The sequence below is a fragment of the Anabaenopsis arnoldii genome (assembly GCF_028331025.1).
Classification (GTDB): domain Bacteria; phylum Cyanobacteriota; class Cyanobacteriia; order Cyanobacteriales; family Nostocaceae; genus Anabaenopsis; species Anabaenopsis arnoldii.
In genome coordinates, this window is the sequence record NZ_JAQMUH010000185.1 from 1 (window position 1) to 25,643 (window position 25,643).

Consider the following 25,643-nt stretch of genomic DNA (forward strand, 5'->3'; position numbering starts at 1 on the left):
GGTGACCGGTGCTGATTTATTGTTCATTGACCAATATCTGCTGTTACGGAATAATCCTAACGTCGATGCGATTCTCCAAACTTCCTTTAATCTCTTTAGCACTGAAACCGTGGGAGCCACAAACACCACAGGTGCAGCTTTAAGGAGTGCGATCGCCAATGGGGTCAACAACTTAGCTTTTGACGTTGATGGTAATGGTCAAGTGACAGGGGGGGATATCTTCTTAATTCGTCAAGGATTGTTACTCAAGAATAATCCTAACGTCAATGCGATTCTGGAAACTACCTTTAATCTGTTTACTAGTGAACTCACAGGACCGAGAAATACAGGAGCCGAAATTAATGCTTTCACCTCCGGGTTGCTGGGGTAGGCTACGCCAACACCCAGCGACTAAAATATATAGTAATTAGTCATCAGGAAGTTGGTTCCCCAGAAAAACCTTACAATGGTCAAACAAATCAAACCTAATTACTCTAGTCTCTGGATTAACCACATTGCACAAGTACCCCAAAATGCTTGGGATGCTTTAGCAATACCCCTGAAAACCCCGTTTTTAGAATGGGATTGGCTGAATAATTTGGAAATATCCCAGAGCGCGACGGCGAAAACCGGATGGTTACCCAATCACTTAACACTTTGGCGAGAGGGGACTTTGATAGCAGCAGCGCCACTGTACCTGAAAGGACATAGTTATGGTGAATTTGTCTTTGACCAGCAGTGGGCAGAATTAGCCCATCGCTTGGGAATACAATATTATCCCAAACTACTGGGAATGACACCATTTACCCCCGCTGAAGGCTATCGTTTTTTAATTGCTCCGGGGGAAGATGAAGACTACATTACAGCCATGATGGTACATGAGATAGATTCTTGGTGTAGTAAGCATGGAATTTCTGGGTGTCATTTTCTCTATGTTGATCCTCAATGGCGCACTGTCCTAGAACGCCAAGGTTTTACCACTTGGTTACACCATAGCTACATTTGGGAAAACCTGGATTTTAAAACTTTTGATGATTACTTAAAATTATTCAACGCTAATCAGCGCCGCAATATCAAGCGAGAGCGCAAAGCTGTGGAAAAGGTGGGTTTAGAATTTCAACCGGTGACTGGTGATGCAATTCCTCACTCTTTATTTCCTTTAATGTACCAGTTCTATGGTGATACTTGTGATAAGTTTGGCTGGTGGGGTAGTAAATACCTGACAAAGCAGTTTTTTGAGCAGCTACACACTAACTATCGCCATCGAGTGGTGTTTTTCCCAGCTTATCATCAGGAAGAGCAAGGGGAACCTATAGGTATGTCTTTTTGTTTGTATAAAGGCGATCGCCTATATGGACGCTACTGGGGGAGTTTTCAAGAAATAGACTGTTTACATTTTGATGCTTGCTACTATACACCAATTGAGTGGGCGATCGCCCATGGTATCCAAAGCTTCGATCCTGGTGCTGGGGGACGACATAAAAAACGCCGTGGTTTCCCAGCTACACCCAATTATAGTTTGCACCGCTTTTACAATCGGCGCTTAGAAAAAATTCTCCATCCCTATCTTAGGGAAGTAAATCAACTAGAACAGCAGGAGATAGAAGCCATCAATCAAGATTTACCATTTAGTCAAACTTCCCCCAGTATTAAAATCCCGGAAGAATTAACATAGCATCCCCAAAGGAATAAAAGCGATATTTCCCAGCTATAGCTTGTTGGTATATATTTAACAAACGCTCCCTACCAATCAACGCACTTACCAGCATCAACAAACTAGAACGCGGTAAGTGGAAATTGGTAATTAAACCATCTACTACCCGCCATTGGTAACCCGGATAGATAAATAAATCTGTTTGACCACAGAATGATTGTAAATCCCCAGACTGTGCTGCTCCTTCCAAGGCGCGGACTACTGTAGTCCCCACTGCAATAATTCGACCCCCCGCTGCTTTGGTGGCGCGGATTTGTTCTACCGTAGCGGGGGGAACCGAAATCCATTCTTGATGCATCTGGTGATTAGTTACGTCTTCTATTTCCACAGGGCGAAATGTCCCTACCCCCACGTGTAAGGTGATGAAAGCTTGATTAATGCCGCGATCGCGTAACTTATCTAGTAACTCTGGGGTAAAATGTAATCCTGCTGTAGGTGCGGCGATCGCTCCTGGTTGCTGGGCGTAAACCGTTTGATATTGTTCATCAGCAGCAGTGGATGAGGTAATATATGGCGGTAGAGGTATTTCACCGAATTGCTCTAAAACCTCTATCAAAGGTTTCCCATCGGGGACATCAAAATCTAATAAACGCCCTCCCGTAGCTGGGTCGGTTGCTAAAACAGTAGCAGTTAGGGTACTGGGATTTTGTAGAGAATCTTTAGATGTAAAAAAAATTCTAGATCCTATTTTGAAGCGTTTCCCGGGTTTAACTAAAGCTAACCAACAGTTATATTTTCGTTCTTCCAAAAGCAAAACCTCTACCATAGCACCAGTAGATTTACTGCCATACAGCCTAGCTGGAATTACTTTTGTGTCATTGACAATCAGCAAATCACCAGGGCGTAACAAATCTGGTAAATCTCGAAAAACATGATGTACAGGTGCAGTTTCGGTAGAGGAATTTACCACTAATAAACGGGAGCTATCCCTGGGAAATACGGGATTTTGAGCAATTAGTTCCTCTGGTAATATATAATCATACCCACTCAATGAGTAGTCTAAACTCACATCTGGTGTTTCTGTGGTAGCAGTTACCGGTAAATTACTATGTCTTATCTGTTGCTCCATTGAATTCATCACTAACTCTGAGAACGCCGCACATTCAGGCAACACCATTCTTTCTTTTTTAACAGGTTATCAACAATCCAACCATTTTTTTCTAAGGCATCAGCCACAGTTTGAGATTGTTCTACTAAAATCCCGCTAAAAATTCCCCAACTACTGGGTTTAGTGATGTTGCTCATTTGTGGAAGCAACTGAATAATCACATCAGCCAAAATATTACAAACAATGCCATCTACTGGTTCTTGTAACCCTTCCATGACCATATCTACACTACCTTCCGCCGGTACTAAGGATACTGGGCTAATCCGATTCATGTCACGATTACTCACAGTTGATTGCACCGCTAAGGGGTCAGTATCCACTGCATAAACTTTTTTTGCCCCCAGTAGTAATGCTCCTATGGAAAGTATACCAGAACCACAGCCGATATCAGCAACTAACTGACCACTTTTACCCTGAAAATCCACCTTTTCTAGGGATTCCAAGCATAATTGGGTTGTGGCATGATTTCCTGTACCAAATGCTACGCCAGGATCTAGAAGAATTACCAGGCGTTCCGGTGCGGCGGGTATTGGTAGCCAGGCGGGATTAATCAAAAAGCGATCGCCTATTTTTTCCGGTTGCCAGTATTGTTTCCAACTAGTAGCCCAATCTTCCTCGTTAATTAACTCACAACTGAGAGTAGGGATAGGTGAGCCCACACACACAGCATCTTCATGCAACTGGCTAGAGAGCAACTCTAAATCTAGAGTTGCTCCTGGCAATTTTGGTAGGTAAGCCTTCACCAGACACAAATCACCTTTACCCTCGCTGGCTGTACCACGGCTGCCAAAATCTTCCAGTCGCCAAAAGATAGAATCTTCTAGGGCTGGATCACATAAAATCTGTAATTCCCACCAACTGTTTGTCATATTTACTTCTGATTTCAAGAAATGAGGCAGGCCTCATTTCTTCAAGTTTATAAAGTTACTGTGTATGCGTCCCGAATTCCCGGTACTTTGACAATTTCATCCAAAATGCCATCCGGCAATGGATCATCGATGCTCAGAGCCATGACAGCATCACCACGGACAATTTTACGGCCTACCTGCATACTAGCAATATTGACATTAAAACTGCCCAGGAGCGAACCAAGTTTACCAATAATTCCCGGCATATCACGGTGTAAAGTAAACAGCATATATTTACTGGGGGGTACATTAATGGGGAAACCATCAACGTCAGTTAAGTGAATTTCTTTGTCCCCTAATAAAGCGCCTGTTACCGAATGAGTTCCCAAAGTACCTGTAGCTTCCAGGTGCAAAGATCCAGCGTAGTCACGAGCTGAAGCGTCCCGGGTTTCAATCACCCGAATTCCCCGCTCTTTGGCTTCTATACTCGCGTTGACGTAATTCACCCGTTCCCGCAAGGCTTGGTAAAGTAGTCCTTTCAAGGAGGCGACAACTAAAGGCTGACTCTTATTAGTTGCGAGGTCACCTTGTAGTCGGACATTGAGTAACTCCACTCTTCCACCAGCTAGCTGTCCCACCAGTTTACCCAGGGTTTCTGCTAACTGCATATAAGGCTTGAGTTCTTCTAGGACATCCGGACCCAATCCGGGTATATTCACTGCTGAACGCGCTGGTAGTCCTAAGAGAACGTCGCGAATTTGTTCGGCCACATCAATAGCTACATTTACTTGTGCTTCCGTTGTGGAGGCTCCTAAATGGGGGGTAAGGATGACTTCTTTACCGAGCGATCGCAAATCAGACTCACCCAGTGGTTCTGACTCAAACACATCCAACGCAGCACCGGCAATTTGACCTTCTTTAATTGCCGCTGCTAAAGCAGCTTCATCAATGATACCACCACGAGCGCAATTAATTATTCTGGCTGTGGGTTTCATTTTTGCTAGACTTTGAGCATTAATTAAGTGGGTGGTTTCTGGTGTTTTGGGGATGTGTAGCGTGATATAGTCAGCTTGTTGCATCAGTAAATCCATATCCACTAACTGACAGCCAAGTTGTTCGGCTCGTTCTCTGGAGATAAAAGGATCGTAAGCTAAGAGTTTCATTCCCATAGCTTTAGCTACTGCTGCAACATGGGAACCGATTTTACCCAAACCCACAACACCGAGAGTTTTTTTATAAACTTCCGCCCCTACGAAAGTTTTACGATCCCACTCACCGCTTTTCACAGAAGCGTTAGCATCGGGGATGTGACGAGATAAAGATAACATCATCGCTAGGGCGTGTTCCGCTGCGGCGATGGTGTTACCTTCTGGCGAATTGACAACGACAATTCCGCGCCTGGTCGCTGCGGGAACATCGACATTATCCACCCCCACACCAGCACGACCGATGATTTTTAACTGGGTACCAGCTTCAATAATTTCTTGTGTAACCCGCGTACCAGAGCGGATCATCAGCGCATCATATTCACCAATAATTTCGATCAGTTCTGCTGGTTTGAGACCTGTTTTGACATCTACCGTAGCAACTTGGGTGAGAATGTCAATTCCAGCTTGGTCAATAGGATCGGAGACGAGAACCTTGGACATGATTACTTGATTTTTTGGCAATTTACAGGTTATGCAGCACAAGACTTTTTAGTTTAGTCTTTATCTGTGGCAATTGAGCAGGAGTTTAAAATTTAGCATTTTCATATCAACTTCTTACCTGGTGATGGTACAAGTAAGAAAGCATCAGTTGCACAGATATTCCGGTACTGGTTTATCGGATCTGATTCCGTAGCGTGGCGTCAGCCATAGACTATTAGTGATTTGTGGCACCCTTCCGGTAATATAAACCATGATCATAGCTACAAAGCTAATATTTTTATAAATAATGGCGTAAAGTTTTTTCTAGTAGTTTGACGTTGGCGTATACTCTATCCATATTGTAGGGGCATGGGTGAGTTTTCCCAGTTCAATCACCGCTCCCAGAATCCCCTCAACTTCTGTAGGCCGCCCCTCGATTGTGCAACTAGACTGAATACATTTGACTTCAGTTGCTCATATGTCAAAGTTAGTTGGGCTGCTGTTAATAAGGCTGGATGATCGTCTTTTCCAGTTATCATATCTAAGTATATGATACTATACCATCCCATCAGGGTCAACACCTAGCTCACGTAACTTTGCTGCTAGTATTTCCGCCCGTTGGCGTTCTTGTTCAGCCCGTTGGCGTTCTTGTTCAGCCCGTTGGCGTTCTTGTTCAGCCCGTTGGCGTTCCTGTTCCGCTTGTTCACTACTCCACAACAACAAATTACCTTCTTTATCCCACCACCGCAACCAATTCATATTTTGGCATAGTCTCTCACCTGGCCAAATTCCCAGGAATAATTCTAACTGCTCAATCCAGTAACGACCATTATCATCTGCCGTCATTAAGCTATATTTTTCGTTTTCTAAACACCTGACTTCTAGAATCACTTCGTAGGGGTCATAGGTGATATAAGTGGGAACTTTAAGAATATGCTCGTAAAAATATAGTTTACCGTAGGGCGGTGTTGAACGGATTGATAGTTCTCCATTTTCTGTGTCTGATAAAAATTCCATGACTACAGCCACAGGAGCACCTTCTAAATAGGGGGTATAACTACGACGAATCACCCCAGAGGCTACGGGTTGGACTTGGGGAACGTACAACCAGTCAGGCGCTTTGACAACTATTTTTTTGTTGACTGTCGCTACTAGACCGAAGTTAGAAGCAATTAACATCTGGGGTTGGATGCGTTGTGTGGCTCCTAGTGCATCGGTCAGTGCCGAAGCCAGCGCCGGTTGTTGAATATTTTCCACTGGATCATCGGGTAGAATGAATTCGGCGGGAAGAGCTTCCCAAGTAATATTTAATTCTTTTTGTGTTTTTTGAGTAGGGGGAATTTGTACCAACATTTAACTACTCCTAATATTTCAGTATATCGGGTTAGGGAAACTGGCGATCGCGCACTTCTGATGCGTAATCTTTCACAGCTTTGGTTATTGTCTCTCGCAAATTTGTGTAAACTTTTGCAAAGGGTGGGTGCTTTTCTCCCAAACCTAGGACATCGGAGGTGACTAACACCTGTCCATCACAATCAACTCCCGCACCGATGCCAATCGTGGGAATATTTAATTTTTGTGTAATCTTGCTTGCTAAATCTGCGGGTATATGCTCTAAAACAATGGAAAATACACCGGCTTGTTCTAGAGCCATGGCCTGGTGGAAAATTCTCTCCCTAGCGTCCTGAGTTTTTCCCTGTTGTCTTAGTCCCAGTTGATGTACTGATTGGGGTGTCAAACCGACATGACCCATGACTGGGATCCCCGCTTGTACCAGTCGAGCCACAGTTTCTACCATGGCGGGATAACCACCTTCTAACTTAACTGCTTGGGCCCCTGTTTCCTTCAAAATTAATCCAGCTGAGTGCATCGCCTGTGAGATGCTTTCTTGGTAAGTTAAAAATGGTAAATCAACCACCACTAAAGCCTGTTTGACACCACGACGCACAGCTTTAGCATGGTGCAGCATTTCCTCTAGGGTAATTGGTAGTGTTGTTTCGTAACCTAAAATCACCGCCAGTGAGTCCCCCACTAAGATTAAGTCTACCCCTGCTGCATCTAGAAGTTGGGCGATCGCATAATCCCAAGCAGTCAAGGCGACGATTGACCGCCCCTGTTGTTTCCATTGAATTAATTGCCCAGTAGTAATTGCCATTGTTGAACTAGGTAGACGCGAGACTTATGCCTTCTGTACGCGAGAGTGGGGAAGCTGTGGACATTGAGTATAGTCTAGTTTATTCTCCGGTACATTTTCGGGTTATGCCTCCTCTCGTCTCCATTTCCTCCCACTTGGGTACATTTAAATTGGACTTTTGTAAATCAGTCTTAACAAAATGTTTAAAACTTTATGTAATAACAAATTTAAATAAATAAGTTAAAAACTTTGAAAGAATAACTTATCAAATTCTTGATATATTGTAAGACAACATACAAATGACGTGGTGTGCAATTTCTTTTTCTTTCGCTTATCACTCTGCCGAGTTTATGTCAAGCAAATTCTCCCGTGATCTATTCCCCCATTATGAGGGGAATAGATCACCGAGTCTATCCTTGGGATATCAACCCAGTCAGCTAAAAACGCCGTTATGTGGGGTAATAGTCCTGTGACCATCCTCAGACAGCGGTGTAAAGACAAAAATTTAGCGGGGTAAGAGAAAGAGTTAAAAGAGAATTTTTATTTACGGGATGAGGAAACAGCATGACGGGCTTGATGCACCCCAGCTTGGGGAGAACATTTGTAAATAAATGTTTCGTTGCCAGAAAATCTACCCGCCAAAACCAACCTCTAACAAAAAATTTTTCCTGATTTTTCGCCCAATCAATAAGGGTAAAAAGCGGGAGTGAGAAAAAGTTGCACAGAACGTGATTTGATTAAGTAATTAATAGAGTGACTTCTTGGAAGGGGAATTTATGTCTTACGCTCAAACGAAGACCCAGAGCAAATCAGGATATCAAGCCGGGGTTAAAGATTACAGACTAACTTATTACACCCCAGATTACACACCTAAAGATACAGACCTTCTAGCCGCCTTCCGGATGACTCCCCAGCCTGGAGTTCCCCCAGAAGAAGCGGGTGCTGCTGTGGCGGCTGAGTCTTCCACCGGTACTTGGACAACTGTATGGACAGACTTGCTCACAGACCTAGATCGCTACAAAGGTCGTTGCTACGACATCGAAGCCGTTCCTGGTGAAGATAACCAGTACATCGCCTATGTTGCTTATCCTCTAGACCTATTCGAGGAAGGTTCCGTTACCAATATGTTGACCTCTATTGTAGGTAACGTATTTGGTTTTAAAGCTTTGCGGGCGCTACGTCTAGAAGACTTACGGATTCCCGTTGCTTACCTGAAAACCTTCCAAGGACCTCCTCACGGTATCCAAGTAGAACGTGACAAATTAAACAAATATGGTCGTCCTTTGTTGGGTTGTACCATTAAGCCCAAATTAGGTTTGTCTGCTAAGAACTACGGACGCGCTGTATATGAGTGCTTGCGCGGTGGTTTGGACTTCACCAAAGACGATGAAAACATCAACTCTGCACCATTCCAAAGATGGCGCGATCGCTTCTTGTTTGTAGCAGAAGCCATCCACAAAGCACAAGCAGAAACCGGCGAAATCAAAGGTCACTACCTGAACGTTACCGCCCCCACCTGTGAACAAATGTTGCAACGGGCTGAGTTCGCTAAAGAACTGAAGATGCCCATCATCATGCACGACTACCTCACCGCAGGTTTCACAGCCAACACAACCTTGGCTCATTGGTGTCGTGATAATGGCATTTTGCTGCACATTCACCGCGCTATGCACGCCGTTATCGACCGTCAAAAGAACCACGGTATCCACTTCCGTGTATTGGCTAAAACCCTACGGATGTCTGGTGGTGACCACATCCACACCGGTACAGTAGTTGGTAAGTTGGAAGGCGAACGTGGTATTACCATGGGCTTCGTGGACCTGTTACGTGAAAACTACGTTGAGCAAGACAAGTCTCGCGGTATCTACTTCACCCAAGACTGGGCTTCTATGCCTGGTGTAATGGCAGTTGCTTCTGGTGGTATCCACGTATGGCACATGCCCGCACTGGTAGAAATCTTCGGCGATGACTCCGTACTCCAGTTTGGTGGTGGTACACTGGGTCACCCCTGGGGTAACGCACCTGGTGCAACCGCTAACCGCGTAGCTCTAGAAGCTTGTATCCAAGCTCGTAACGAAGGCCGCAACCTCGCTCGTGAAGGTAACGATATCATCCGCGAAGCTGCTAAGTGGAGCCCTGAGTTGGCTGTTGCTTGCGAACTGTGGAAAGAAATCAAGTTCGAGTTCGAGGCCATGGATACTGTCTGATCCTCAAGTAACCGGTAAAAAGTTAAAGAGTACAAGAAAATAATCATTCTTTCTTTTAACCTTTGACTTTTGACTTTTTACTTTTTATGGGCTGGGGTCAAGCATGAATCTAAAGCAAATTGCGAAAGACACAGCCAAAACTCTCCAAAGTTACCTGACTTATCAGGCGCTGCGGACTGTATTGGCACAGCTAGGCGAAACGAATCCTCCCTTAGCGTATTGGTTGCAAAACTTTTCTGCGGGGAAAATCCAAGACGGAGAAGCATATCTTGAGCAACTGCTCCAAGAAAAGCCAGATTTGGCACTGCGGCTCATGACAGTCAGAGAACACATAGCCGCAGAAATAGCCGAATTTTTGCCAGAAATGGTTTGTACTGGCATTCAACAAGCCAATATGGAGCAACGTCGCCAGCATCTAGAACGCATAACACAACTAGATACATCTAACCCCAGTCCGCACCCGGAACAGCAGACAAGTTCAGATCCCCACAGTGAAGAGTGAACAGTGGTTCACTAATAACTGAAAAACTACTATCAATCCCAAACCATTATCAAAAGCTATGCAAACTTTACCAAAAGAGCGTCGTTACGAAACCCTTTCCTACTTACCAGCTCTTACTGATGCTCAAATTGCCAAGCAAGTTCAGTACATTTTGAGTCAAGGTTACATTCCTGCTGTTGAGTTCAACGAAACTTCTGAACCCACAGAATTGTACTGGACAATGTGGAAGTTACCTTTATTCAACGCCACATCTACTCACGATGTACTCAGCGAAGTTCAATCTTGCCGTTCTCAGTATGGTAACTGCTATATTCGTGTTGTAGGTTTTGACAACATCAAGCAGTGTCAAGTTCTCAGCTTTATTGTTCACAAGCCCAGCAGATACTAAAATCTGAGAAGTTGAATTAATTTTTTCCCTTAAAGAGAGGTATAATTATGTACCTCTCTTATTTATTCAGGCACAGGTGCGGTAAATTTTAGCTCAAGGCCACATCATCAACTTTGAACACCTAACTGGAAAGGATGATTCAACGACTCAATCAGAGGTTAGTCAATAGCTATTTTTTCCCGAAACAGTCAGCTGCTTTGGCCGTTCTCCTCATAACCCTAAAATCATGCGAGCTACATTTAGGTAAATTAAAACCCCCAATACATCCACAGCTGTAGTAATAAAAGGTGCTGACATCAAAGCCGGATCTAGTCCCATCCCCCGGAATAAAAATGGCAATGCGGAACCAGAAACCGACGCTAAAACGCAGATGGAAAATAGACTAATACCCACCGCCAGGGCTACTGAGATATTAGCTTGTAATAAGTATGCCCAGACTATGACTACAGTACCTAACATACCTCCCAGGAGTATGCCGGCGATCGCCTCCCGTCTAATTATATTTAAAGCTTCGTGAGAGCGGACATCCTCTGTATTCAACCCCCTAATCACCACAGTCGAAGACTGAGCGCCTACGTTCCCCCCCGTATCAATTAATAAGGGGATAAATGCAGTTAAAGCTACTACTTTTTGTAAAACATCCTCTTGGTCTCTAATTACCGCCGCCGTTGCACTATTAGTAATCAACAGAATAAATAACCATACTACCCGCTTACGGGCAACAGTAAATAAGTTAGTTTGAAAATAATTATCACCACCAGCTTGTAGACCACCCAACTTATAGATATCTTCTGTAGTTTCTTGTTCTAAAATATCCAGGACATCATCCACCGTGACAATACCAACGAGGCGCTGTTCAGCATCTACCACAGGAATGGCCACAAAATCATAGTGCTGAATTGTCCGCGCCACCTCTTCCTGGTCAGTATTTGTATTGACAAATACCACATCACGGGTCATCATGCTGCCAATAGTTTCCTCTGGTTGAGCCAAAATCAGATCCCGCAGGGAGAGAATCCCCGTCAACCGACGAGCATCATCAGTGACATAAATATAGTAAATAGTTTCCCTGACATCAGCCTGAGAACGAATCTGTGCTAACGCCTGAGTAATGGTGATATTTTCCTTGAGTGAGAGATACTCAGGAGTCATAATGCGCCCAGCAGTATTAGGCGCATAACCTAAAAGCAAAGCAGTTGCATCCCGTTCATCTGGGCTGAGTTGCTGTAATAGCCGTCGGACAACTTTAGCCGGGAGTTCGTCAAACAGACGAGCCCGGTCATCAGGCGACATATTACCGACGATTTCCTGGACATCGTGACGCTTAAAGTCTTCTAGTAGTGTTTGTTGTACGGTAGGATCGAGGTATTCAAACACCTCTATGGACTCTTCCTTAGAAAGTAACCGAAAGGCGATCGCCTGGGTAGCCTCTGGTAAACCTTCAATGGATGCGGCAATATCTGCTACCTGAACGGGAACCAACAAAGCTTTAGCACCCTGAAAATTTTTCTGTTCAAGTAGGATTTGCAGCTGCTCGCGCACTAGGTCTTGTAAATCTTGTCTGGATCTGCTTTGCATTTGTGAACTAATAATAAAGGCTGTGTTCTCTCAAGCTCATTTACTTTTACTGTGACCAACTGTGACATTAGACTTTTTCCCTACTTTACAATAAGGTTTTGCGAGTTACTTATGTTACGAGTTTTTCTTCACTTATCCAGAGCAAGTTTATATTTTAGTTGCTTGCAGTCTGACTGCATAGGCAGTTTCTAGGCCGCAAATAATGAAGATGTGGAGGTTGACAATTACTCCCAGATTTGTTATCATATAATCGATAAGGAAGAACTATCATAGTTTATTAGTTCAGTCAGTGGCATAACATCTAAAATCCGCTACTGGGCAAAAGTAAAATATCGATCATTTCACCGACTACCAAACCGCACAAAGCTAAGAGGGTTAAAATCCAAAATGAGTCGGTTTTGTTAAAGCCTTTCCAACGCATTTCTAAATCAGCTAAAAACGTAGTTGCTATGGGTATGAGAAACAGACTGAAGAATAGCGACCAAGTTTCTACCAAAGCAACTGATAGACTTAAAAATAAAACCACAACCAAGATTCTAGAGCCAAGAGCCACTAAGTGATCCAACCAAACAATAGTTTTTCTGACAATGGCTAAGGTGACGGCGACAACAAAAGCCCCCGTCAACCAAATAATGTGATGAGCAGCAAGATACCACCCTAAAAGGGCATAAGCTAACCAGAGTAATATCAGGGGTATGACTGGTATCCTGTGAAAAAATTCCACGTGCATGATTTTCTTTCCCTACCTAGTCAGAATCAAAGATTGACAACTCAATAAAACCGTTCACCTGTTGATCAATGCTACACTTTGATATCAATTACCTGGCTGACTCACCTTTTGGGACTAAATATCACCGTATATGGGAATTGCAGCACCACGGATATCCTGAGCAGCTTCTGAAGCCAGAAAGCAGATTAATTGAGCTAGAGATTCGGGTTTTACCCACTTGTGAGCATTTTCTGGTCCCATAGATTCGCGATTTTTAGGTGTGTCAATTACACTGGGAAGAATCACATTAGCAGTAATATTTGTACCCTTAGTTTCATCTGCGATCGCCTTTGTTAAGGCTACCACACCGGCTTTAGCCGCAGAATACGCCGCTAATTGCGCCGCAGGTTCTACAGCAGCCCTAGAAGCCACCGTGACAATTCTACCATAGCCATGTTCCCACATACTTTTTAGGCTATACTTGCAAGTCAAGAAAGTTGTATTCAGATTTAAATCAAATTCCCGCTTCCAACTGTAAAAACTGTATTCATGAGTTTTCCCCATAGAAAACCCCCCCACCAGATGAATTAATACATCCACCCGTCCCATACGATTGATCAGATGATCCACTGAGGCTTCTTCCTCCAGATTAGCAGGGATAAAGTGAACTCTGGCGAAATCAGCAGGTGAAAGGATTCCTTTGAGACGTTCAACTTCTTTGGGGAGACGATAAGGAATAGTTACATTTGCACCCCGGGACACAACAGCTGGGGTGACTCCTAAACCTAGTCCACCAGTACCACCGGTGAGTAAAACTTGCTTACCTTTCATGAATTTTCGATGCACTCGGCGAAAGTTCAATTTTAGAATAACGCGATGTCAGCAATCTGGTGAAAATTACTGACTTTCCCATAAACACAACACCAAACCCGAAGATGGCTCAAAGATATAGCATTTCCCATGCTCGTGAGGTACAATTTTTTTTAGTTTGAGGGAACAGGGAACAGGGAACAGGGAACAGGGAATAGGGAATAGGGAATAGGGAATAGGGAATTGGTGTGTACTTCATGAGCCTGAAAAAGGCTATAATCAGATTTCTGAGAAATTCTTAGTTTGGGGTTATAGAGCAGGAAGTATTGCTAAAATCCAAATAAATTACCGTCAATATTTATCACCTGATTCCTATGAAACAAACTGTCCTAGAGGTTCGCAATCTAAAAGTGGAATTTTCCAGTGATGGTAGCAGTGTCAAAGCAGTAGATAATATATCCTTTGAAATTAATCGCGGCGAGACTCTAGGTATAGTCGGTGAATCGGGTAGTGGTAAATCGGTAACATCATTGGCTGTCATGGGTTTATTACCCACTCCCGGTAAAATTAGCGGTGGTGAAGTTTGGTTTCGTCCCCAGTCCGGTAGTAACCCGATTAATTTAGTAGAATTACCTCCTGAAGAAATGCAGCTACACCGGGGTGGCGATATCGCCATGATTTTTCAAGAACCCATGAGTTCCCTCAATCCGGTTTATAATATTGGGTTTCAGATGGCAGAAGCAATTATGCAACATGAGAATGTTTCTCTAGTTGAAGCCAAAAGAATTGCGATCGCTCTTTTGCAAGAAGTCAAACTTCTGCCTCATGATGAGATTATACAACAGCAGTGTCTGCAAAGCACAGGTCAACCAGACGGGCTAACCTTGGCTAGGTTAGTCAAGCAGCACAAAGAAGCTATCCTAGAGCGTTACCCCCACGAACTTTCTGGAGGTCAGCTACAACGGGTAATGATTGCCATGGCTATTTCTTGCAATCCCGTGGTATTAATTGCTGATGAACCCACTACAGCTTTAGATGTGACGGTGCAAGCTACTATTATCGAGTTGTTGGGAGAATTGCAGCAAACCCGTGATATGTCCATCATTTTCATTACCCACGATTTGGGACTGATTTCGGAAATTGCTGACAAAGTAGCGGTAATGTACAAAGGCCAAATTGTCGAATATGGTGCTGCAGCAGAAATTTTTAGCCGTCCCCAACATCCATATACTAAAGGTCTGGTGGCTTGTCGTCCTAAACTTAACCACCGTCCTCACAAACTACTTACTGTTTCCGACTATATGAGCGTGGAAGAAACTCCCACCGGAAAAGCAGTAATTCACCCCAAAGAACCCCTGCATCCCCCAGAGTTCACCCTTGAAGAAATGTCTCAAAGGTGGAACAACTTTAATCATAAGTCACCTTTATTGCAAGTCCGCAACCTCCAGGTAGGTTTCCCCGTGCGGGGAGTATTCGGTGGTACAAAACGCTACCATATGGCAGTTAACAATGTTTCTTTTGATGTTAAGCCTGGGGAAACACTGGGATTGGTGGGAGAATCTGGTTGTGGTAAAACTACCCTGGGTAGAAGTTTGCTGCGATTAATTCAGCCAATGAGTGGTGAAATTATCTTTGAGGGTCAACATATTACTCACCTTAAGGGTGAAGCATTGCAGAAACTGCGCCGAGAAATGCAAATTGTCTTCCAAAATCCCTTTAGCTCCCTAGACCCCCGGATGAAAGTTGGGGATGCGGTGATGGAACCGTTGTTAATTCACTCTGTGGGGAAGACCAAGGGACAGCGCCGAGAACGTGTAGCTGAACTTTTAGAACGGGTAGGTTTAAGTGCAGATGCAATACACCGCTATCCTCATCAGTTTTCTGGTGGTCAACGCCAACGGGTTTGTATTGCGCGTTCTTTGGCTTTAAATCCTAAGTTTATTATCTGTGATGAGTCGGTTTCTTCCTTGGATGTTTCTGTACAAGCCCAAGTGTTGAATTTACTCAAAGAATTGCAGGATGAATTTCAACTTACCTATATTTTCATTTCTCATGATTTAAGTGTCGTCAAATTTATGAGCGATCGCATTTTAGTCATGAATTGTGGTCAAATTGTAGAACAGGGAACAGCCGAAAGTATTTACATGAACCCCCAGGAAGAATATACACAAAAATTAATTGCTTCCATTCCTACCGGTAGTCCTGAACGAGTACGCGCTCGCCAAGCACACAAACTATGAATCCTCCAAAAAGTCAAAAAGCTACCGGTTTAGGTGCAGCTTTAGCCTTCATCGAAGCTGTAGGAAATAAACTCCCCGACCCACTGACGATATTTTTCCTATTATCCTTAATGGTAATTCTCGCCAGTACCATCGCCGCTGCTTTTAACCTTTCTGTTGTCCACCCTGGAAACGGTGACACCATCGTCGCAGTTTCCTTACTTACCCCGGAGGGTATCCGCCACATTTTTACCTCCGCCGTGAACAACTTCAGGGAGTTTCCTCCCCTGGGTACTGTCCTGGTGGCTATGTTGGGGGTGGGAGTGGCTGAGTATACTGGGTTTCTCTCAGCAGTAATACGCAAAATAGTATTAATTGCCCCTAGTAAATTTATCTGCCCTGCGGTAGTATTTACTGGTATTATGGGCAACATTGCTGCTGATGCTGGTTATGTAGTACTTATACCCCTGGGAGCCATTGTATTTTTAGCATTTCGCCGGCATCCTTTAGCTGGTTTAGCAGCGGCTTTTGCGGGTGTAGCTGGTGGGTTTAGTGCCAATTTACTCATTAGTTCCCTAGACCCGTTACTGGCTGGATTAACCCAAAGTGCCGTAGAATTAATTAACCCTAATTATCAAGTTAATGCTACTGCCAATTATTATTTTATGGCAGTTTCCACTTTGTTAATAACTCTAATTGGCTGGTTTGTTACCGAAAAAATTGTAGAGCCCAGATTGGGTAATTACACAGGGGAAGCACATTACCAAATGGAACAACTCAGCCTAGGGGAAAATAAAGGATTACGCTGGGCTACTTATGCTTTACTAGGATTTATCGCCTTCGTTTTGGTTATGGTGCTACCACCACAAGGAATTTTACGACATCCAGAAACCTTGACAATTATTCCTTCACCTTTTCTAGATAGCATCGTGTTTATTATTGCCTTGGCTTTTCTCATTCCTGGGATTGTTTATGGTAGGATTGCCGGAACTATTGAAAATGACAAAGATATTGCTAAAGCCTTGAGTAATTCCATGAGTGCCATGGGATATTATATCGTTTTAGCATTTATCGCCGCCCAATTTATTGCCTATTTTAGTTGGAGTAATTTAGGGGTGATTATGTCGATCAATGGGGCAGAATTTCTCAAGTCTACAGGGATTACAGGGGCACCATTACTGATATTATTTATCATAGTCAGTATGCTGCTGAATTTATTTGTGGGTTCAGCCTCCGCCAAGTGGGCAATTATGGCTCCTGTATTTGTACCCATGTTTATGTTAATGGGTTACTCCCCAGAGTTAACCCAAGCTGCATACCGTATTGGTGATTCTACTACTAATATTGTCACCCCTTTGATGCCTTATTTTCCTTTGGTGGTGGCTTTTGGCCAGAAATACGATCAAAACCTAGGTATGGGGACGCTCATAGCTATGATGTTACCTTATGCGATCGCCTTTTTGTTGGGTTGGTCTATTCTATTAATCATCTGGTTTGTTTTGGCTTTACCCCTGGGTCCTGGGGCTTTGATGAGAATTTAATTTACACCTTGGCGGCGTTAATATCAAGCAGTCAGTGCCAATTTTGCAGCATCAGGCTTTACCTTTGGGTGTACAATTAATCCCTGCACCCTATAACCAAGCCTTCATTTTACAAGTGACGGCTGTGTTAGAATCCCGGGGGTTATTTCTCGCAATCAGGTAGAGTAGAATCACAGCAATGGGTCTTAGCCTCCGGGACTGGATCATAACCACCTGGATGAAAAGGATGACAACGTAAAATCCGCCGCGTAGCCATCCACCCACCGCGCCATACCCCAAATCGCTCAATAGCTTCAATAGCATACATTGAACAAGTTGGTTGAAAGCGACAAGTAGGGGGAAATAATGGCGAAATAAACATTCTGTAACCTTTAATTAACCAAATGAATAATAATTTCATCACCATCCCCTAGATCCGATAAATTAATAATAAATCTGAAAACTTATATCTTGTAGTTTCTTTGTTATCTTCTGTTATAAATTTAACCTCTGTTCCACCTTTGTGGCTGCAAATTACCGTAGTTACAGTTTGGGTGTCACTGATCCTCCTGATTTCATGGGTGGTGCATCGCTTTGGTAAGGGTGAACCAGAAATAGTTAGGAAAATAGTTCACATTGGCACAGGTAATGTAATTTTACTAGCCTGGTGGCTAAATGTTCCCGCCAGTTTAGGTATTACAGCTTCCATTGTCGCCAGCACCATCACCTTATTATCATACAGATATCCCATTCTGCCTGGTATTAATAGCGTCGGTCGGCAAAGTTTGGGAACCTTCTTTTATGCTGTCAGTATGGGCATTTTAGTCGCCTGGTTCTGGCATATACAACAGCCCCAATACGCCGCCATCGGGATCATGGTCATGGCCTGGGGTGATGGGTTAGCAGCATTGATTGGGCAACGCTTTGGTCAACATAAGTATAAACTTTTGGGAGCGCAAAAAAGTTGGGAAGGCTCCTTGACCATGGCTACAGTGAGTTTTTTCATCAGTAGTTTAATTTTATTGAGTGTTGAAGGTAACTTTTGGCAAACTTGGGTAATATCCCTGGCGATCGCTCTAGTTGCTACTAGCTTAGAAGCAATTTCATTTTTAGGCATTGATAATTTAACAGTTCCTTTAGGAAGTGCCACCCTAGCACTTATATTAACTAACACTCTGTTACACCATTCCCCATAATCAACAGATAATTAAAAACTCGATGATTTGATCAATAGCCGCAAAAACCGAGAATATTAACCATTTATGTCCTAGGTGTGTGACTTTACCTCGAAAAAATCGGACATTATATCTACTTTAAGGAGTAAATAGATAACATTGATTTCTATCTCCAGATTTATGAATTCGTGACAAACAGTGCTTATAGTTGAGTTCTTAGGTGCTCACACACCTATGTACATAACTGAGGCTAACAATCATGTCACATGGAATATTCACATCAGAATTATTTGTTACTTTATCTGATGAGCAACAGCAGCTTTTAACTGGCGGTGCGGACTTTGAACTAGCCGGGAGCAACTTCTCACGAAGACGTGCCAACTTACAAGGAACAAGTAAGGCCGGTCCAGATGGTAGTAATGCCAACTCTACAGGTGATGTTACGGCTATTAATACTGCGGCTCAAGACTTGTTGGGATTGGGTGCCCAAGAAGTACCTTCAGTTGACGCTTTGGGTTCTGCACCCGTGCTAAATGGTGTAAATGATAACAACGCTTAATAAGTAACCCATAAATCCGATTTGTGAGAGCGTTGCACCCACCTCAGTCGGAAATCATGTGTGGGGTTTAACAAACAGTCTCTAATAACTGAAATATTACAGACATCACCCTGGTGAATTTCCCCAGGAAATATGGTAGCGATGAATCAACGAAACACCGGGGTTTCTTGTGAGCAGGGGTGGAAAGTAGGCTATTATTCCAGAATTTTCTTGATTTTGGCTAAATGGCTGTTAGTTAAAATCTAGAATTTTTGGCAAAAATCAAAAATATGTAACCGAGGCTAACAATCATGACAGAGCATATTTTATCAGAGTTGTGTGTTGCTTTATCCCATGAGCAGCAAGAACTTATAGCTGGCGGTGTTGACTTTGACCTAGCTGGGAGCAATTTCGCTAACAGACTGGCAAATTTACAAGGATCAGTCAGATCTGGTCCGGATGGTAGCAGTGCAAACTCCACAGGTGAGTTGACAGCTACTAACACCGCAGCACAAGATTTATTGGGATTGGGTGCCGCACAAGTTCCTGACGTTGATGCTTTGGGTGCTGCACCAATTCTCAACGGCGCAGGGAATAACTCCAATAACGAATAACATCCCTTCGGCTCTGGTCTGTCAAGTTGAAATTCATCAGTGATCATTTGACCAGTACTAGAGATATTTGCAATTACCATCTTGAATGATTTAGGACTTACGCAACTATCAAAGACTATCAAAGAAAATTTTCTGTTTGTGGTCATTGCTATTCCTGATCACAGGGGACTAAAGTCCTCTCTAGCCAGGCTATGATGTTAGTTGCGTAAGTCCTGTAATTGATGACTGCACAGGTAACTGTGTTTATGAATGTTTGCAACATTTTTTTATACATGAGAATCCCAGCCAAGGTACAGTATAGTGAATTCCTTTCCCCAACCAGAAAACCAGTGGAATAGGTTTAATGAACCGACTCCAGAAGAACTCAGTTTAGTGCAACCTGAGGAGTTTCTTCCCCGCATCAGTAAATGGACAAATATCGGTGCTGGAGTTTTACTAAGTATATTTCTGGCGGCCACTGGTCTCACATCTATTTTTAATTACAATGTCACAGTCAAAGTTCCAGCCACTATTCGACCAGAAGGAAAACTAGGAATTGTGGAATCCGCCGTCATCGGAACAGTGCAAAAAATAGATGTGCAAGAAAATCAAATAGTCAATCAAGGAGAAGCCATAGCTTACATTGATGATTCCCGCCTGCAAAATCAAAAAAGCCAACTAGAAAACAGCATTGAGCAGAGTCAATTACAACTGCGCCAAATCGATGCTCAAATCCGTGAAATTACTACTCAGATCACAGCCCAAACAACCTTAGTTAACCGGGCTATCATCGCCGCACAAGCCGAACTCAGTGCGACTCAACGCAACTATGAAGACCAACAAATTAGAACCATAGCCGAGCTGACAGAGGCCGAAGCTACCTGGAATTTAGCGAAAATACAACGCGATCGCCTACAACAGAATAACCTATTAACAGCAACTGTACAAGAGGCCGAAATAGCTTTAAATTTAGCCAAATTGCAACGCGATCGCTTACAATCAATAGTAGAATCCGGAGCCGTTACTCGCAGTTTATATGAAGAAAAAGAACAGGCTGTCAAGTCAGCCCAGGCTAAGTTAGAACAAGCAAAAGCTAGCGCCAAAGACCTAATAGAAGAAAAAGAACAAGCCTTAAAAATTGCTGAAATCAAACTCAAAAAAGCTCAAACTAATCTCAATCCCAGTAATGCCGCACTCACCGTCGCCTATGAACGGATTCAACAAGAAAAAGCCAGTGGAAAAGCGACCTTAGCCGCTTTGAACAGAGAGCGAGAAACCCTCATGCAACAGCGTCTAGAACTACAAAAACAAATGATTCGGACGCGCAAAGAACTACAACAACTACAAACTGACCTGAATCAAACTGTAATTCGAGCGCCAATTACAGGGACATTGCTACAGTTAAATCTGCGTAATCCTGGGCAGGTAGTACAACCGGGCCAAGTTATTGCTCAAATTGCTCCCCCCAATGGTCCGATGATGATTAAAGCTTTTATTCAGCCTCAAGATATCGACAAAGTACAACCCGGGCAAAAAGTGCAGATGCAGGTTTCCGCTTGCCCCTATCCAGATTATGGTACTCTTCACGGAACGGTGAGAACCGTCGCACCAGATGCCCTACCAGTGGGAAATCACAGCCCCCAGCCCACTGTTCAAAATCCTACCCAGATGGTTGCTTATCAAGCCACTATAGAAGCCCAAACTACATCTGTGGGTAGAGGCGATCGTCAGTGTCATCTCAAACCCGGTATGGAAGGTAGGGCTGATATTATTTCCCGTCAGGAAACAGTCCTTAATTTCATTCTCCGCAAAGCCAGATTAATCACTGATTTTTAGGAAAGTTTGGGGGTCTGAAATTCTCTGACGTAATTACAAACAGTTAACCGCCGATAAATAAATCTTTAGTTACATTTCCAGCGCTAGCAAGTTTGAGATTAAGGATAAAAGTTCAACAAACAAAACTTAATTATGTTTGGTTTAATCAAACTGCAAAAAAACTATCAGTGCGTTTCACAGTTGAGCGAAGAAGACTGTGGAGCAGCCTGTCTGGCTTCTATTTGCAAACATTATGGACGGTTTTTGAGTATTAATCGCAGTCGAGAATCAGTAGGAACTGGACAACTAGGCACTACTTTGTTAGGTCTCAAACGCGGATCTGAGAATTTGGGTTTTAATGCTAGAGCAGTTAAAGCCTCCCCAGAAATTCTGGACAGAATCAAAGAAGTGCAGTTACCAGCGATTATCCATTGGCATGGTTATCACTGGGTAGTGTTATATAAGCAAGAGGGCAAAAAGTATGTGATTGCTGATCCATCTGTAGGGATTCGTTATGTTACCCGAGACGAGTTAACAGCCGCTTGGAATGGGGTGATGCTCTTACTAGAACCAGATCCAGACCGCTTTTTTGAGCAGCCCCAAGAGCAACCAATAGGCGGATTAGGACGCTTTATTAAGCGGATATTGCCTTATCGTGGTTTGCTCACTCAGGTTTTAATGCTCAATATTGTCCTGGGTGTACTCGCTTTGGGTTCTCCGGTACTCATCCAAATCCTGACAGATGATGTTTTAGTGCGCGGAGATGTCCAGCTACTCACTGTTGTTGTGGCTGCAGTTGTAGTTATGACCTTATTCAGTAGTACCTTACAATTATTACAATCGACAATGATTGCTCACTTTGGTCAAAGGCTACAATTGGGGCTAGTTTTAGAGTTTGGGCGCAAAATACTCCAGTTACCTTTGAATTACTACGAAGCCCGCCGTAGTGGTGAAATCACCAGCCGATTAAGAGATATTAATGACATTAACCAGTTAGTATCACAGATAGTGGTTCTTTTACCTAGTAAATTTTTCATTGCAGTGATTTCTTTCTGCTTAATGCTGTTTTATAGTTGGCGGCTCACACTAGCAGTTATCCTCATCAGTGGTTTAATGACTTTATCTACTTTGCCTTTTTTACCTATCCTCCAACAAAAGACTCGCAGTCTTTTAGTCTTGGGGGCGGAAAATCAAGGGGTTTTAGTAGAAACATTTAAGGGCGCACAGGTAGTTAAAACTACAAATGCTGCTCCCCAATTTTGGGAAGAATTTCAAAGTCGTTTTGGTCGTCTGGCTAATCTGACTTTTAGTACTGTGCAATTGGGAATTATCAATACTACTATTTCTAGACTCTTTTCTAGTATTGGTGGTGTGGCTTTACTGGGGTTGGGAAGTCTTTTAGTGATTCAGGGCCAATTAAGTATTGGGCAAATGCTCGCCTTTAATGCGCTACAGGTGAATGTTCTGGGTTTAATTAATTCTTTAGTGGGCTTAGTGGATGAATATTTTCGCTCTCAAACAGCAGTTTCTCGGCTTTTAGAAGTGATTGATGCTACACCGGAGGATGCGGGAAGCAGTCAAAAGCCTGTGTCCCAAATTTCTGGCGGTGCAGATATTCATTGTTCTCATGTGACATTTCACCACCCCGGTAGAGTGGACTTATTAGAAGATTTCTCTCTCAAGCTACCCGGTGGACAAGCGATCGCTTTAATTGGTAAATCTGGTTGTGGTAAAAGTACCTTGGCAAAACTGTTAGCAGGTTTATATCAGCCAAATTCCGGTAATATCCGCATTGGCTCTTTTAACCTCGATGACCTCGCTCTTGATTGTCTACGACAACAAATAGTTTATGTACCCCAAGAACCTCATTTCTGGAGTCGCTCGATTTTAGAGAATTTCCGTTTAGGAACGCCCTACATTTCCTTTGAGGAAATTGTCAAAGCTTGCGAAATTGCGGATGCTGATAGCTTTATCAGTCAACTTCCCAATAAGTATCAAACTGTGTTAGGTGAATTTGGCGCTAATCTCTCTGGTGGACAAAGACAAAGATTAGCGATCGCTCGGGGAATTCTCACTAATCCACCAGTCCTCATTTTAGATGAAGCCACCGCCGGACTAGACCCAGTAAGTGAAGCTAGCGTTTTAGATGCCATCTTAGCACACCGCCAAGGCAAAACTACAATTTTAATTACCCATCGCCCCAGTGTGATCAAGCGAGCCGATTGGATTGTGATGTTAGAAAAAGGTGAAGTGCAGTTACAAGGTGATCTAGAAACTTTTCTTTCACACAAAGGAGAGCATCAAAAGTTTTTATTGTGATGAAAATTAACCCTAGTATGAGCAACTATAATCATGTCTGAAAATCATATATATTTTTGGCAGCACCTCTGTGAAGAACAGCAAGAAAGCCTAGTAGGTGGTCAAGGAGAAAACATACTAGCAACTAGTAATTTTTTCTTTCAAAAAACTGATATTCAAAGTCAGGCAGATAATAACTTAAATTTGGGAGAAGATGAATCTGGAACCCAAACTACAAAGTACAATTTATCACAGATTACTATGGCATCATCTATAACCTTTACATTACAAAATTTTCCTTCTCCTGGGAATAGCTTAAACAATCTCATCGCTCAAATTATTAGAGGATTTATCTCTTAAACAATTACTTAAACCATAAACTGTTAATATATACGTGTTGGTCTGGTTTGGCTATTTTTGTAAATAGTTAAATTTAGCTGCCAACCTTTTTTAATTATATATTGAATACATCCTCAGATGTTTTTTATCTGGGAGTTTTTTGTATATATAAATATAGTAATAAACAAATTATAGCATCATAAATAAAGATAAATTAAGACAATTTACATGAGTCTATAGAGATAAAAATTAATGAGATTTTTATAACTTAAGGGACATTTAAATAAATCGATTATGCCCAATAATAAAAACATAGGTAATTACACACCTAAAGCCATTAATTGAGGTACAAAATTATGTCAAACAAAATTACCCTATCAAACCTGTTTGAAGATTTATCTGTAGAGCAACAAGAGCTTTTAGCTGGTGGACAATCTGAAGACCAAATGAACCAATTTGACACTCAATTTCCCGAAGAAGATAGCTTTGATGAACGACCCAGGAAACGTGTTCGCCGTATTCCCATCCGCTTAACTGGTATTCTTGAAGTCGTTAAATAAAGACTAAAGTATTACCATGATTTCTACTTGGAAAATAGTCTTGTATTACAGATATTTGGAGGTACAACACCAAACCTGATCTGTAATTTGGTAGCACCCATGATAGGTGCTACCTACCTAAAATATATCTGGTATATCTGCGAGATTGAGGGAATAAATTATGTCAGAAAAAATAACTCAACCTGATTTATTGGTGGATTTATCCCCAGATTCACAAGAACTTATATCTGCGGGTCAACAACTACAATTGGGTGGACCGACTAGACCTGATATTACCGTCGTTGGTACTCTTATTGATTCTCGTGGTCAACGTATCCCCGTTCGCATTTTTGGCTTTGTTGCTGGACCACCTACTGGTGGTGGTGGTGGTGGTTCTTTTGACGGGTTCTTCCAGTAAGACTCAAAAGAGGATGTTTGCGAAACATTAAATCACCTGGAATAATACCATTTGGGATTTGGGATTTTCAACTATGGATGAGTAATCCCTTGATATACCTGGGGGCGTAAGTCTATCTGTCACTATTACCTTTAAAGTTGTTATAAGTTTCCTCTTCTCTAAAACAGAAGAGGAATATTCACAACCTTTTTTCCATGAAAAAAAGGTTGATAATTCTGTCTTATTCTAATATCAAATTAATGGTAATTTTTCGTTATAGCCGTTATTTTTAATTCATATTTTTGCGCAGATAATAGACTAAAATTAAGTGCTTATAGATTAACCAATAGATATATTATTTGAGATTATTTTTTATAACTTGGGGATAATTTAATGACTATAAAATTGGTTTAAAAATGAAAAACAAGGTACTACACTCTCATATTTCTTGTTACGGAAGTGTGTACCACATACAAACGAATTTGAGGGAAAATTATGTCAGTTAAAGACCTCCCATCTAATTTGTTGATGGATTTATCCGCAGAAGAACAACAGGATGTTTCTGGCGGTTTCGGTTTCGTCGGAGGATTAGGCTACAGAGGCTG

At 42.6% G+C, this 25,643-nt stretch carries 24 protein-coding genes; 15 read left to right on the forward strand and 9 right to left on the reverse strand.

Annotated elements, in window-relative coordinates; genetic code table 11:
• Together PN457_RS16165 and PN457_RS16170 are read left to right on the forward strand one after the other, a co-directional pair.
• The coding region (locus PN457_RS16165; protein WP_271734450.1) for a hypothetical protein at positions 1–370 on the forward strand (370 nt) is incomplete at its 5' end.
• A gap of 75 nt (positions 371–445) precedes the next feature.
• The gene (locus PN457_RS16170) at positions 446–1,654 is read left to right on the forward strand and encodes a GNAT family N-acetyltransferase (protein WP_271734452.1); all 1,209 of its coding nucleotides are present in this window, start codon (positions 446–448) and stop codon (positions 1,652–1,654) included.
• Here the strand turns inward: PN457_RS16170 and queA are convergent.
• The 5 genes from queA to panB form a co-directional block, all read right to left on the reverse strand.
• Positions 1,629–2,762, reverse strand: coding sequence for a tRNA preQ1(34) S-adenosylmethionine ribosyltransferase-isomerase QueA (gene queA / locus PN457_RS16175; protein ID WP_271734453.1), 1,134 nt, complete (start codon positions 2,760–2,762; stop codon positions 1,629–1,631). The genes PN457_RS16170 and queA overlap by 26 nt on opposite strands.
• Before the next feature lie 11 nt (positions 2,763–2,773).
• Positions 2,774–3,670, reverse strand: a complete 897-nt coding sequence (prmA, locus tag PN457_RS16180; RefSeq protein WP_271734454.1) for a 50S ribosomal protein L11 methyltransferase — start codon at positions 3,668–3,670, stop codon at positions 2,774–2,776.
• 47 nt (positions 3,671–3,717) lie between these two features.
• Positions 3,718–5,298, reverse strand: a complete 1,581-nt coding sequence (serA, locus tag PN457_RS16185; RefSeq protein ID WP_271734456.1) for a phosphoglycerate dehydrogenase — start codon at positions 5,296–5,298, stop codon at positions 3,718–3,720.
• A gap of 534 nt (positions 5,299–5,832) precedes the next feature.
• Positions 5,833–6,630, reverse strand: coding sequence for a Uma2 family endonuclease (locus PN457_RS16190; RefSeq protein WP_271734458.1), 798 nt, complete (start codon positions 6,628–6,630; stop codon positions 5,833–5,835).
• A gap of 31 nt (positions 6,631–6,661) precedes the next feature.
• Positions 6,662–7,432 (reverse strand): 3-methyl-2-oxobutanoate hydroxymethyltransferase, encoded by a 771-nt coding sequence (gene panB / locus PN457_RS16195; protein WP_271734460.1) that lies wholly within the window; start codon positions 7,430–7,432, stop codon positions 6,662–6,664.
• A gap of 755 nt (positions 7,433–8,187) precedes the next feature.
• Here panB and PN457_RS16200 point away from each other — a divergent pair.
• The 3 genes from PN457_RS16200 to PN457_RS16210 all read left to right on the forward strand — a co-directional run bounded on the left by PN457_RS16200 (position 8,188) and on the right by PN457_RS16210 (position 10,508).
• Positions 8,188–9,618: a form I ribulose bisphosphate carboxylase large subunit gene (locus PN457_RS16200; protein ID WP_271734461.1), complete on the forward strand. Its 1,431-nt coding sequence runs from the start codon at positions 8,188–8,190 to the stop codon at positions 9,616–9,618.
• A gap of 103 nt (positions 9,619–9,721) precedes the next feature.
• A complete protein-coding gene (gene rcbX / locus PN457_RS16205) occupies positions 9,722–10,120 on the forward strand; it encodes a RuBisCO chaperone RbcX (protein WP_271734464.1) in 399 nt (132 codons plus the stop codon).
• 58 nt (positions 10,121–10,178) lie between these two features.
• Entirely contained in the window at positions 10,179–10,508 is a 330-nt protein-coding gene (locus PN457_RS16210) for a ribulose bisphosphate carboxylase small subunit (RefSeq protein WP_271734466.1), read from the forward strand.
• Between the two features lie 210 nt (positions 10,509–10,718).
• On the opposite strand, the gene mgtE is transcribed toward PN457_RS16210, so the two are convergent.
• From mgtE to fabG, 3 genes are all read right to left on the reverse strand, one after another.
• A complete protein-coding gene (mgtE, locus tag PN457_RS16215) occupies positions 10,719–12,086 on the reverse strand; it encodes a magnesium transporter (RefSeq protein WP_271734467.1) in 1,368 nt (455 codons plus the stop codon).
• 301 nt (positions 12,087–12,387) lie between these two features.
• Positions 12,388–12,816, reverse strand: a complete 429-nt coding sequence (locus PN457_RS16220) for a hypothetical protein (protein ID WP_271734468.1) — start codon at positions 12,814–12,816, stop codon at positions 12,388–12,390.
• Between the two features lie 114 nt (positions 12,817–12,930).
• Positions 12,931–13,626 (reverse strand): 3-oxoacyl-ACP reductase FabG, encoded by a 696-nt coding sequence (gene fabG, locus PN457_RS16225; RefSeq protein ID WP_271734469.1) that lies wholly within the window; start codon positions 13,624–13,626, stop codon positions 12,931–12,933.
• Between the two features lie 353 nt (positions 13,627–13,979).
• Between fabG and PN457_RS16230 the strand changes: the two genes are divergently transcribed.
• Entirely contained in the window at positions 13,980–15,845 is a 1,866-nt protein-coding gene (locus tag PN457_RS16230) for an ABC transporter ATP-binding protein (protein WP_271734470.1), read from the forward strand.
• A complete protein-coding gene (locus tag PN457_RS16235; protein WP_271734472.1) occupies positions 15,842–17,365 on the forward strand; it encodes an AbgT family transporter in 1,524 nt (507 codons plus the stop codon). The genes PN457_RS16230 and PN457_RS16235 overlap by 4 nt, the downstream gene beginning before the upstream one ends.
• A gap of 142 nt (positions 17,366–17,507) precedes the next feature.
• On the opposite strand, the gene yidD is transcribed toward PN457_RS16235, so the two are convergent.
• A complete protein-coding gene (gene yidD, locus PN457_RS16240) occupies positions 17,508–17,765 on the reverse strand; it encodes a membrane protein insertion efficiency factor YidD (RefSeq protein ID WP_271734474.1) in 258 nt (85 codons plus the stop codon).
• Between the two features lie 61 nt (positions 17,766–17,826).
• Here yidD and PN457_RS16245 point away from each other — a divergent pair, with 61 nt between their 5' ends.
• The 8 genes from PN457_RS16245 to PN457_RS16280 all read left to right on the forward strand — a co-directional run bounded on the left by PN457_RS16245 (position 17,827) and on the right by PN457_RS16280 (position 25,059).
• Positions 17,827–18,540 carry a diacylglycerol/polyprenol kinase family protein gene (locus PN457_RS16245; protein ID WP_271734477.1) on the forward strand — a complete coding sequence of 238 codons (714 nt, stop codon included), beginning with the start codon at positions 17,827–17,829 and terminating at the stop codon, positions 18,538–18,540.
• Between the two features lie 238 nt (positions 18,541–18,778).
• Positions 18,779–19,078, forward strand: coding sequence for a CTB family bacteriocin (locus PN457_RS16250; RefSeq protein WP_271734479.1), 300 nt, complete (start codon positions 18,779–18,781; stop codon positions 19,076–19,078).
• Positions 19,079–19,368: 290 nt separating this feature from the next.
• A complete protein-coding gene (locus tag PN457_RS16255) occupies positions 19,369–19,671 on the forward strand; it encodes a CTB family bacteriocin (RefSeq protein WP_271734481.1) in 303 nt (100 codons plus the stop codon).
• Between the two features lie 300 nt (positions 19,672–19,971).
• Complete coding sequence (locus PN457_RS16260) at positions 19,972–21,486, forward strand: HlyD family secretion protein (protein WP_271734482.1); 1,515 nt, start codon at positions 19,972–19,974, stop codon at positions 21,484–21,486.
• A gap of 132 nt (positions 21,487–21,618) precedes the next feature.
• A complete protein-coding gene (locus tag PN457_RS16265) occupies positions 21,619–23,784 on the forward strand; it encodes a peptidase domain-containing ABC transporter (protein ID WP_271734484.1) in 2,166 nt (721 codons plus the stop codon).
• A gap of 33 nt (positions 23,785–23,817) precedes the next feature.
• The gene (locus tag PN457_RS16270; RefSeq protein WP_271734487.1) at positions 23,818–24,123 is read left to right on the forward strand and encodes a hypothetical protein; all 306 of its coding nucleotides are present in this window, start codon (positions 23,818–23,820) and stop codon (positions 24,121–24,123) included.
• 335 nt (positions 24,124–24,458) lie between these two features.
• Positions 24,459–24,662 (forward strand): hypothetical protein, encoded by a 204-nt coding sequence (locus PN457_RS16275; protein ID WP_271734489.1) that lies wholly within the window; start codon positions 24,459–24,461, stop codon positions 24,660–24,662.
• A gap of 160 nt (positions 24,663–24,822) precedes the next feature.
• Entirely contained in the window at positions 24,823–25,059 is a 237-nt protein-coding gene (locus PN457_RS16280) for a hypothetical protein (protein WP_271734492.1), read from the forward strand.
• Positions 25,060–25,643 lie beyond the last annotated feature (584 nt).

Coding starts and splice junctions, on each gene's coding strand:
- PN457_RS16170 (WP_271734452.1), top strand. CDS start 446: ATGGTCAAACAAATCAAACCTAATTACTCTAGTCTCTGGATTAACCAC.
- queA (WP_271734453.1), bottom strand. CDS start 2,762: ATGGAGCAACAGATAAGACATAGTAATTTACCGGTAACTGCTACCACA.
- prmA (WP_271734454.1), bottom strand. CDS start 3,670: ATGACAAACAGTTGGTGGGAATTACAGATTTTATGTGATCCAGCCCTA.
- serA (WP_271734456.1), bottom strand. CDS start 5,298: ATGTCCAAGGTTCTCGTCTCCGATCCTATTGACCAAGCTGGAATTGAC.
- PN457_RS16190 (WP_271734458.1), bottom strand. CDS start 6,630: ATGTTGGTACAAATTCCCCCTACTCAAAAAACACAAAAAGAATTAAAT.
- panB (WP_271734460.1), bottom strand. CDS start 7,432: ATGGCAATTACTACTGGGCAATTAATTCAATGGAAACAACAGGGGCGG.
- PN457_RS16200 (WP_271734461.1), top strand. CDS start 8,188: ATGTCTTACGCTCAAACGAAGACCCAGAGCAAATCAGGATATCAAGCC.
- rcbX (WP_271734464.1), top strand. CDS start 9,722: ATGAATCTAAAGCAAATTGCGAAAGACACAGCCAAAACTCTCCAAAGT.
- PN457_RS16210 (WP_271734466.1), top strand. CDS start 10,179: ATGCAAACTTTACCAAAAGAGCGTCGTTACGAAACCCTTTCCTACTTA.
- mgtE (WP_271734467.1), bottom strand. CDS start 12,086: ATGCAAAGCAGATCCAGACAAGATTTACAAGACCTAGTGCGCGAGCAG.
- PN457_RS16220 (WP_271734468.1), bottom strand. CDS start 12,816: ATGCACGTGGAATTTTTTCACAGGATACCAGTCATACCCCTGATATTA.
- fabG (WP_271734469.1), bottom strand. CDS start 13,626: ATGAAAGGTAAGCAAGTTTTACTCACCGGTGGTACTGGTGGACTAGGT.
- PN457_RS16230 (WP_271734470.1), top strand. CDS start 13,980: ATGAAACAAACTGTCCTAGAGGTTCGCAATCTAAAAGTGGAATTTTCC.
- PN457_RS16235 (WP_271734472.1), top strand. CDS start 15,842: ATGAATCCTCCAAAAAGTCAAAAAGCTACCGGTTTAGGTGCAGCTTTA.
- yidD (WP_271734474.1), bottom strand. CDS start 17,765: ATGAAATTATTATTCATTTGGTTAATTAAAGGTTACAGAATGTTTATT.
- PN457_RS16250 (WP_271734479.1), top strand. CDS start 18,779: ATGTCACATGGAATATTCACATCAGAATTATTTGTTACTTTATCTGAT.
- PN457_RS16255 (WP_271734481.1), top strand. CDS start 19,369: ATGACAGAGCATATTTTATCAGAGTTGTGTGTTGCTTTATCCCATGAG.
- PN457_RS16265 (WP_271734484.1), top strand. CDS start 21,619: ATGTTTGGTTTAATCAAACTGCAAAAAAACTATCAGTGCGTTTCACAG.
- PN457_RS16270 (WP_271734487.1), top strand. CDS start 23,818: ATGTCTGAAAATCATATATATTTTTGGCAGCACCTCTGTGAAGAACAG.
- PN457_RS16275 (WP_271734489.1), top strand. CDS start 24,459: ATGTCAAACAAAATTACCCTATCAAACCTGTTTGAAGATTTATCTGTA.
- PN457_RS16280 (WP_271734492.1), top strand. CDS start 24,823: ATGTCAGAAAAAATAACTCAACCTGATTTATTGGTGGATTTATCCCCA.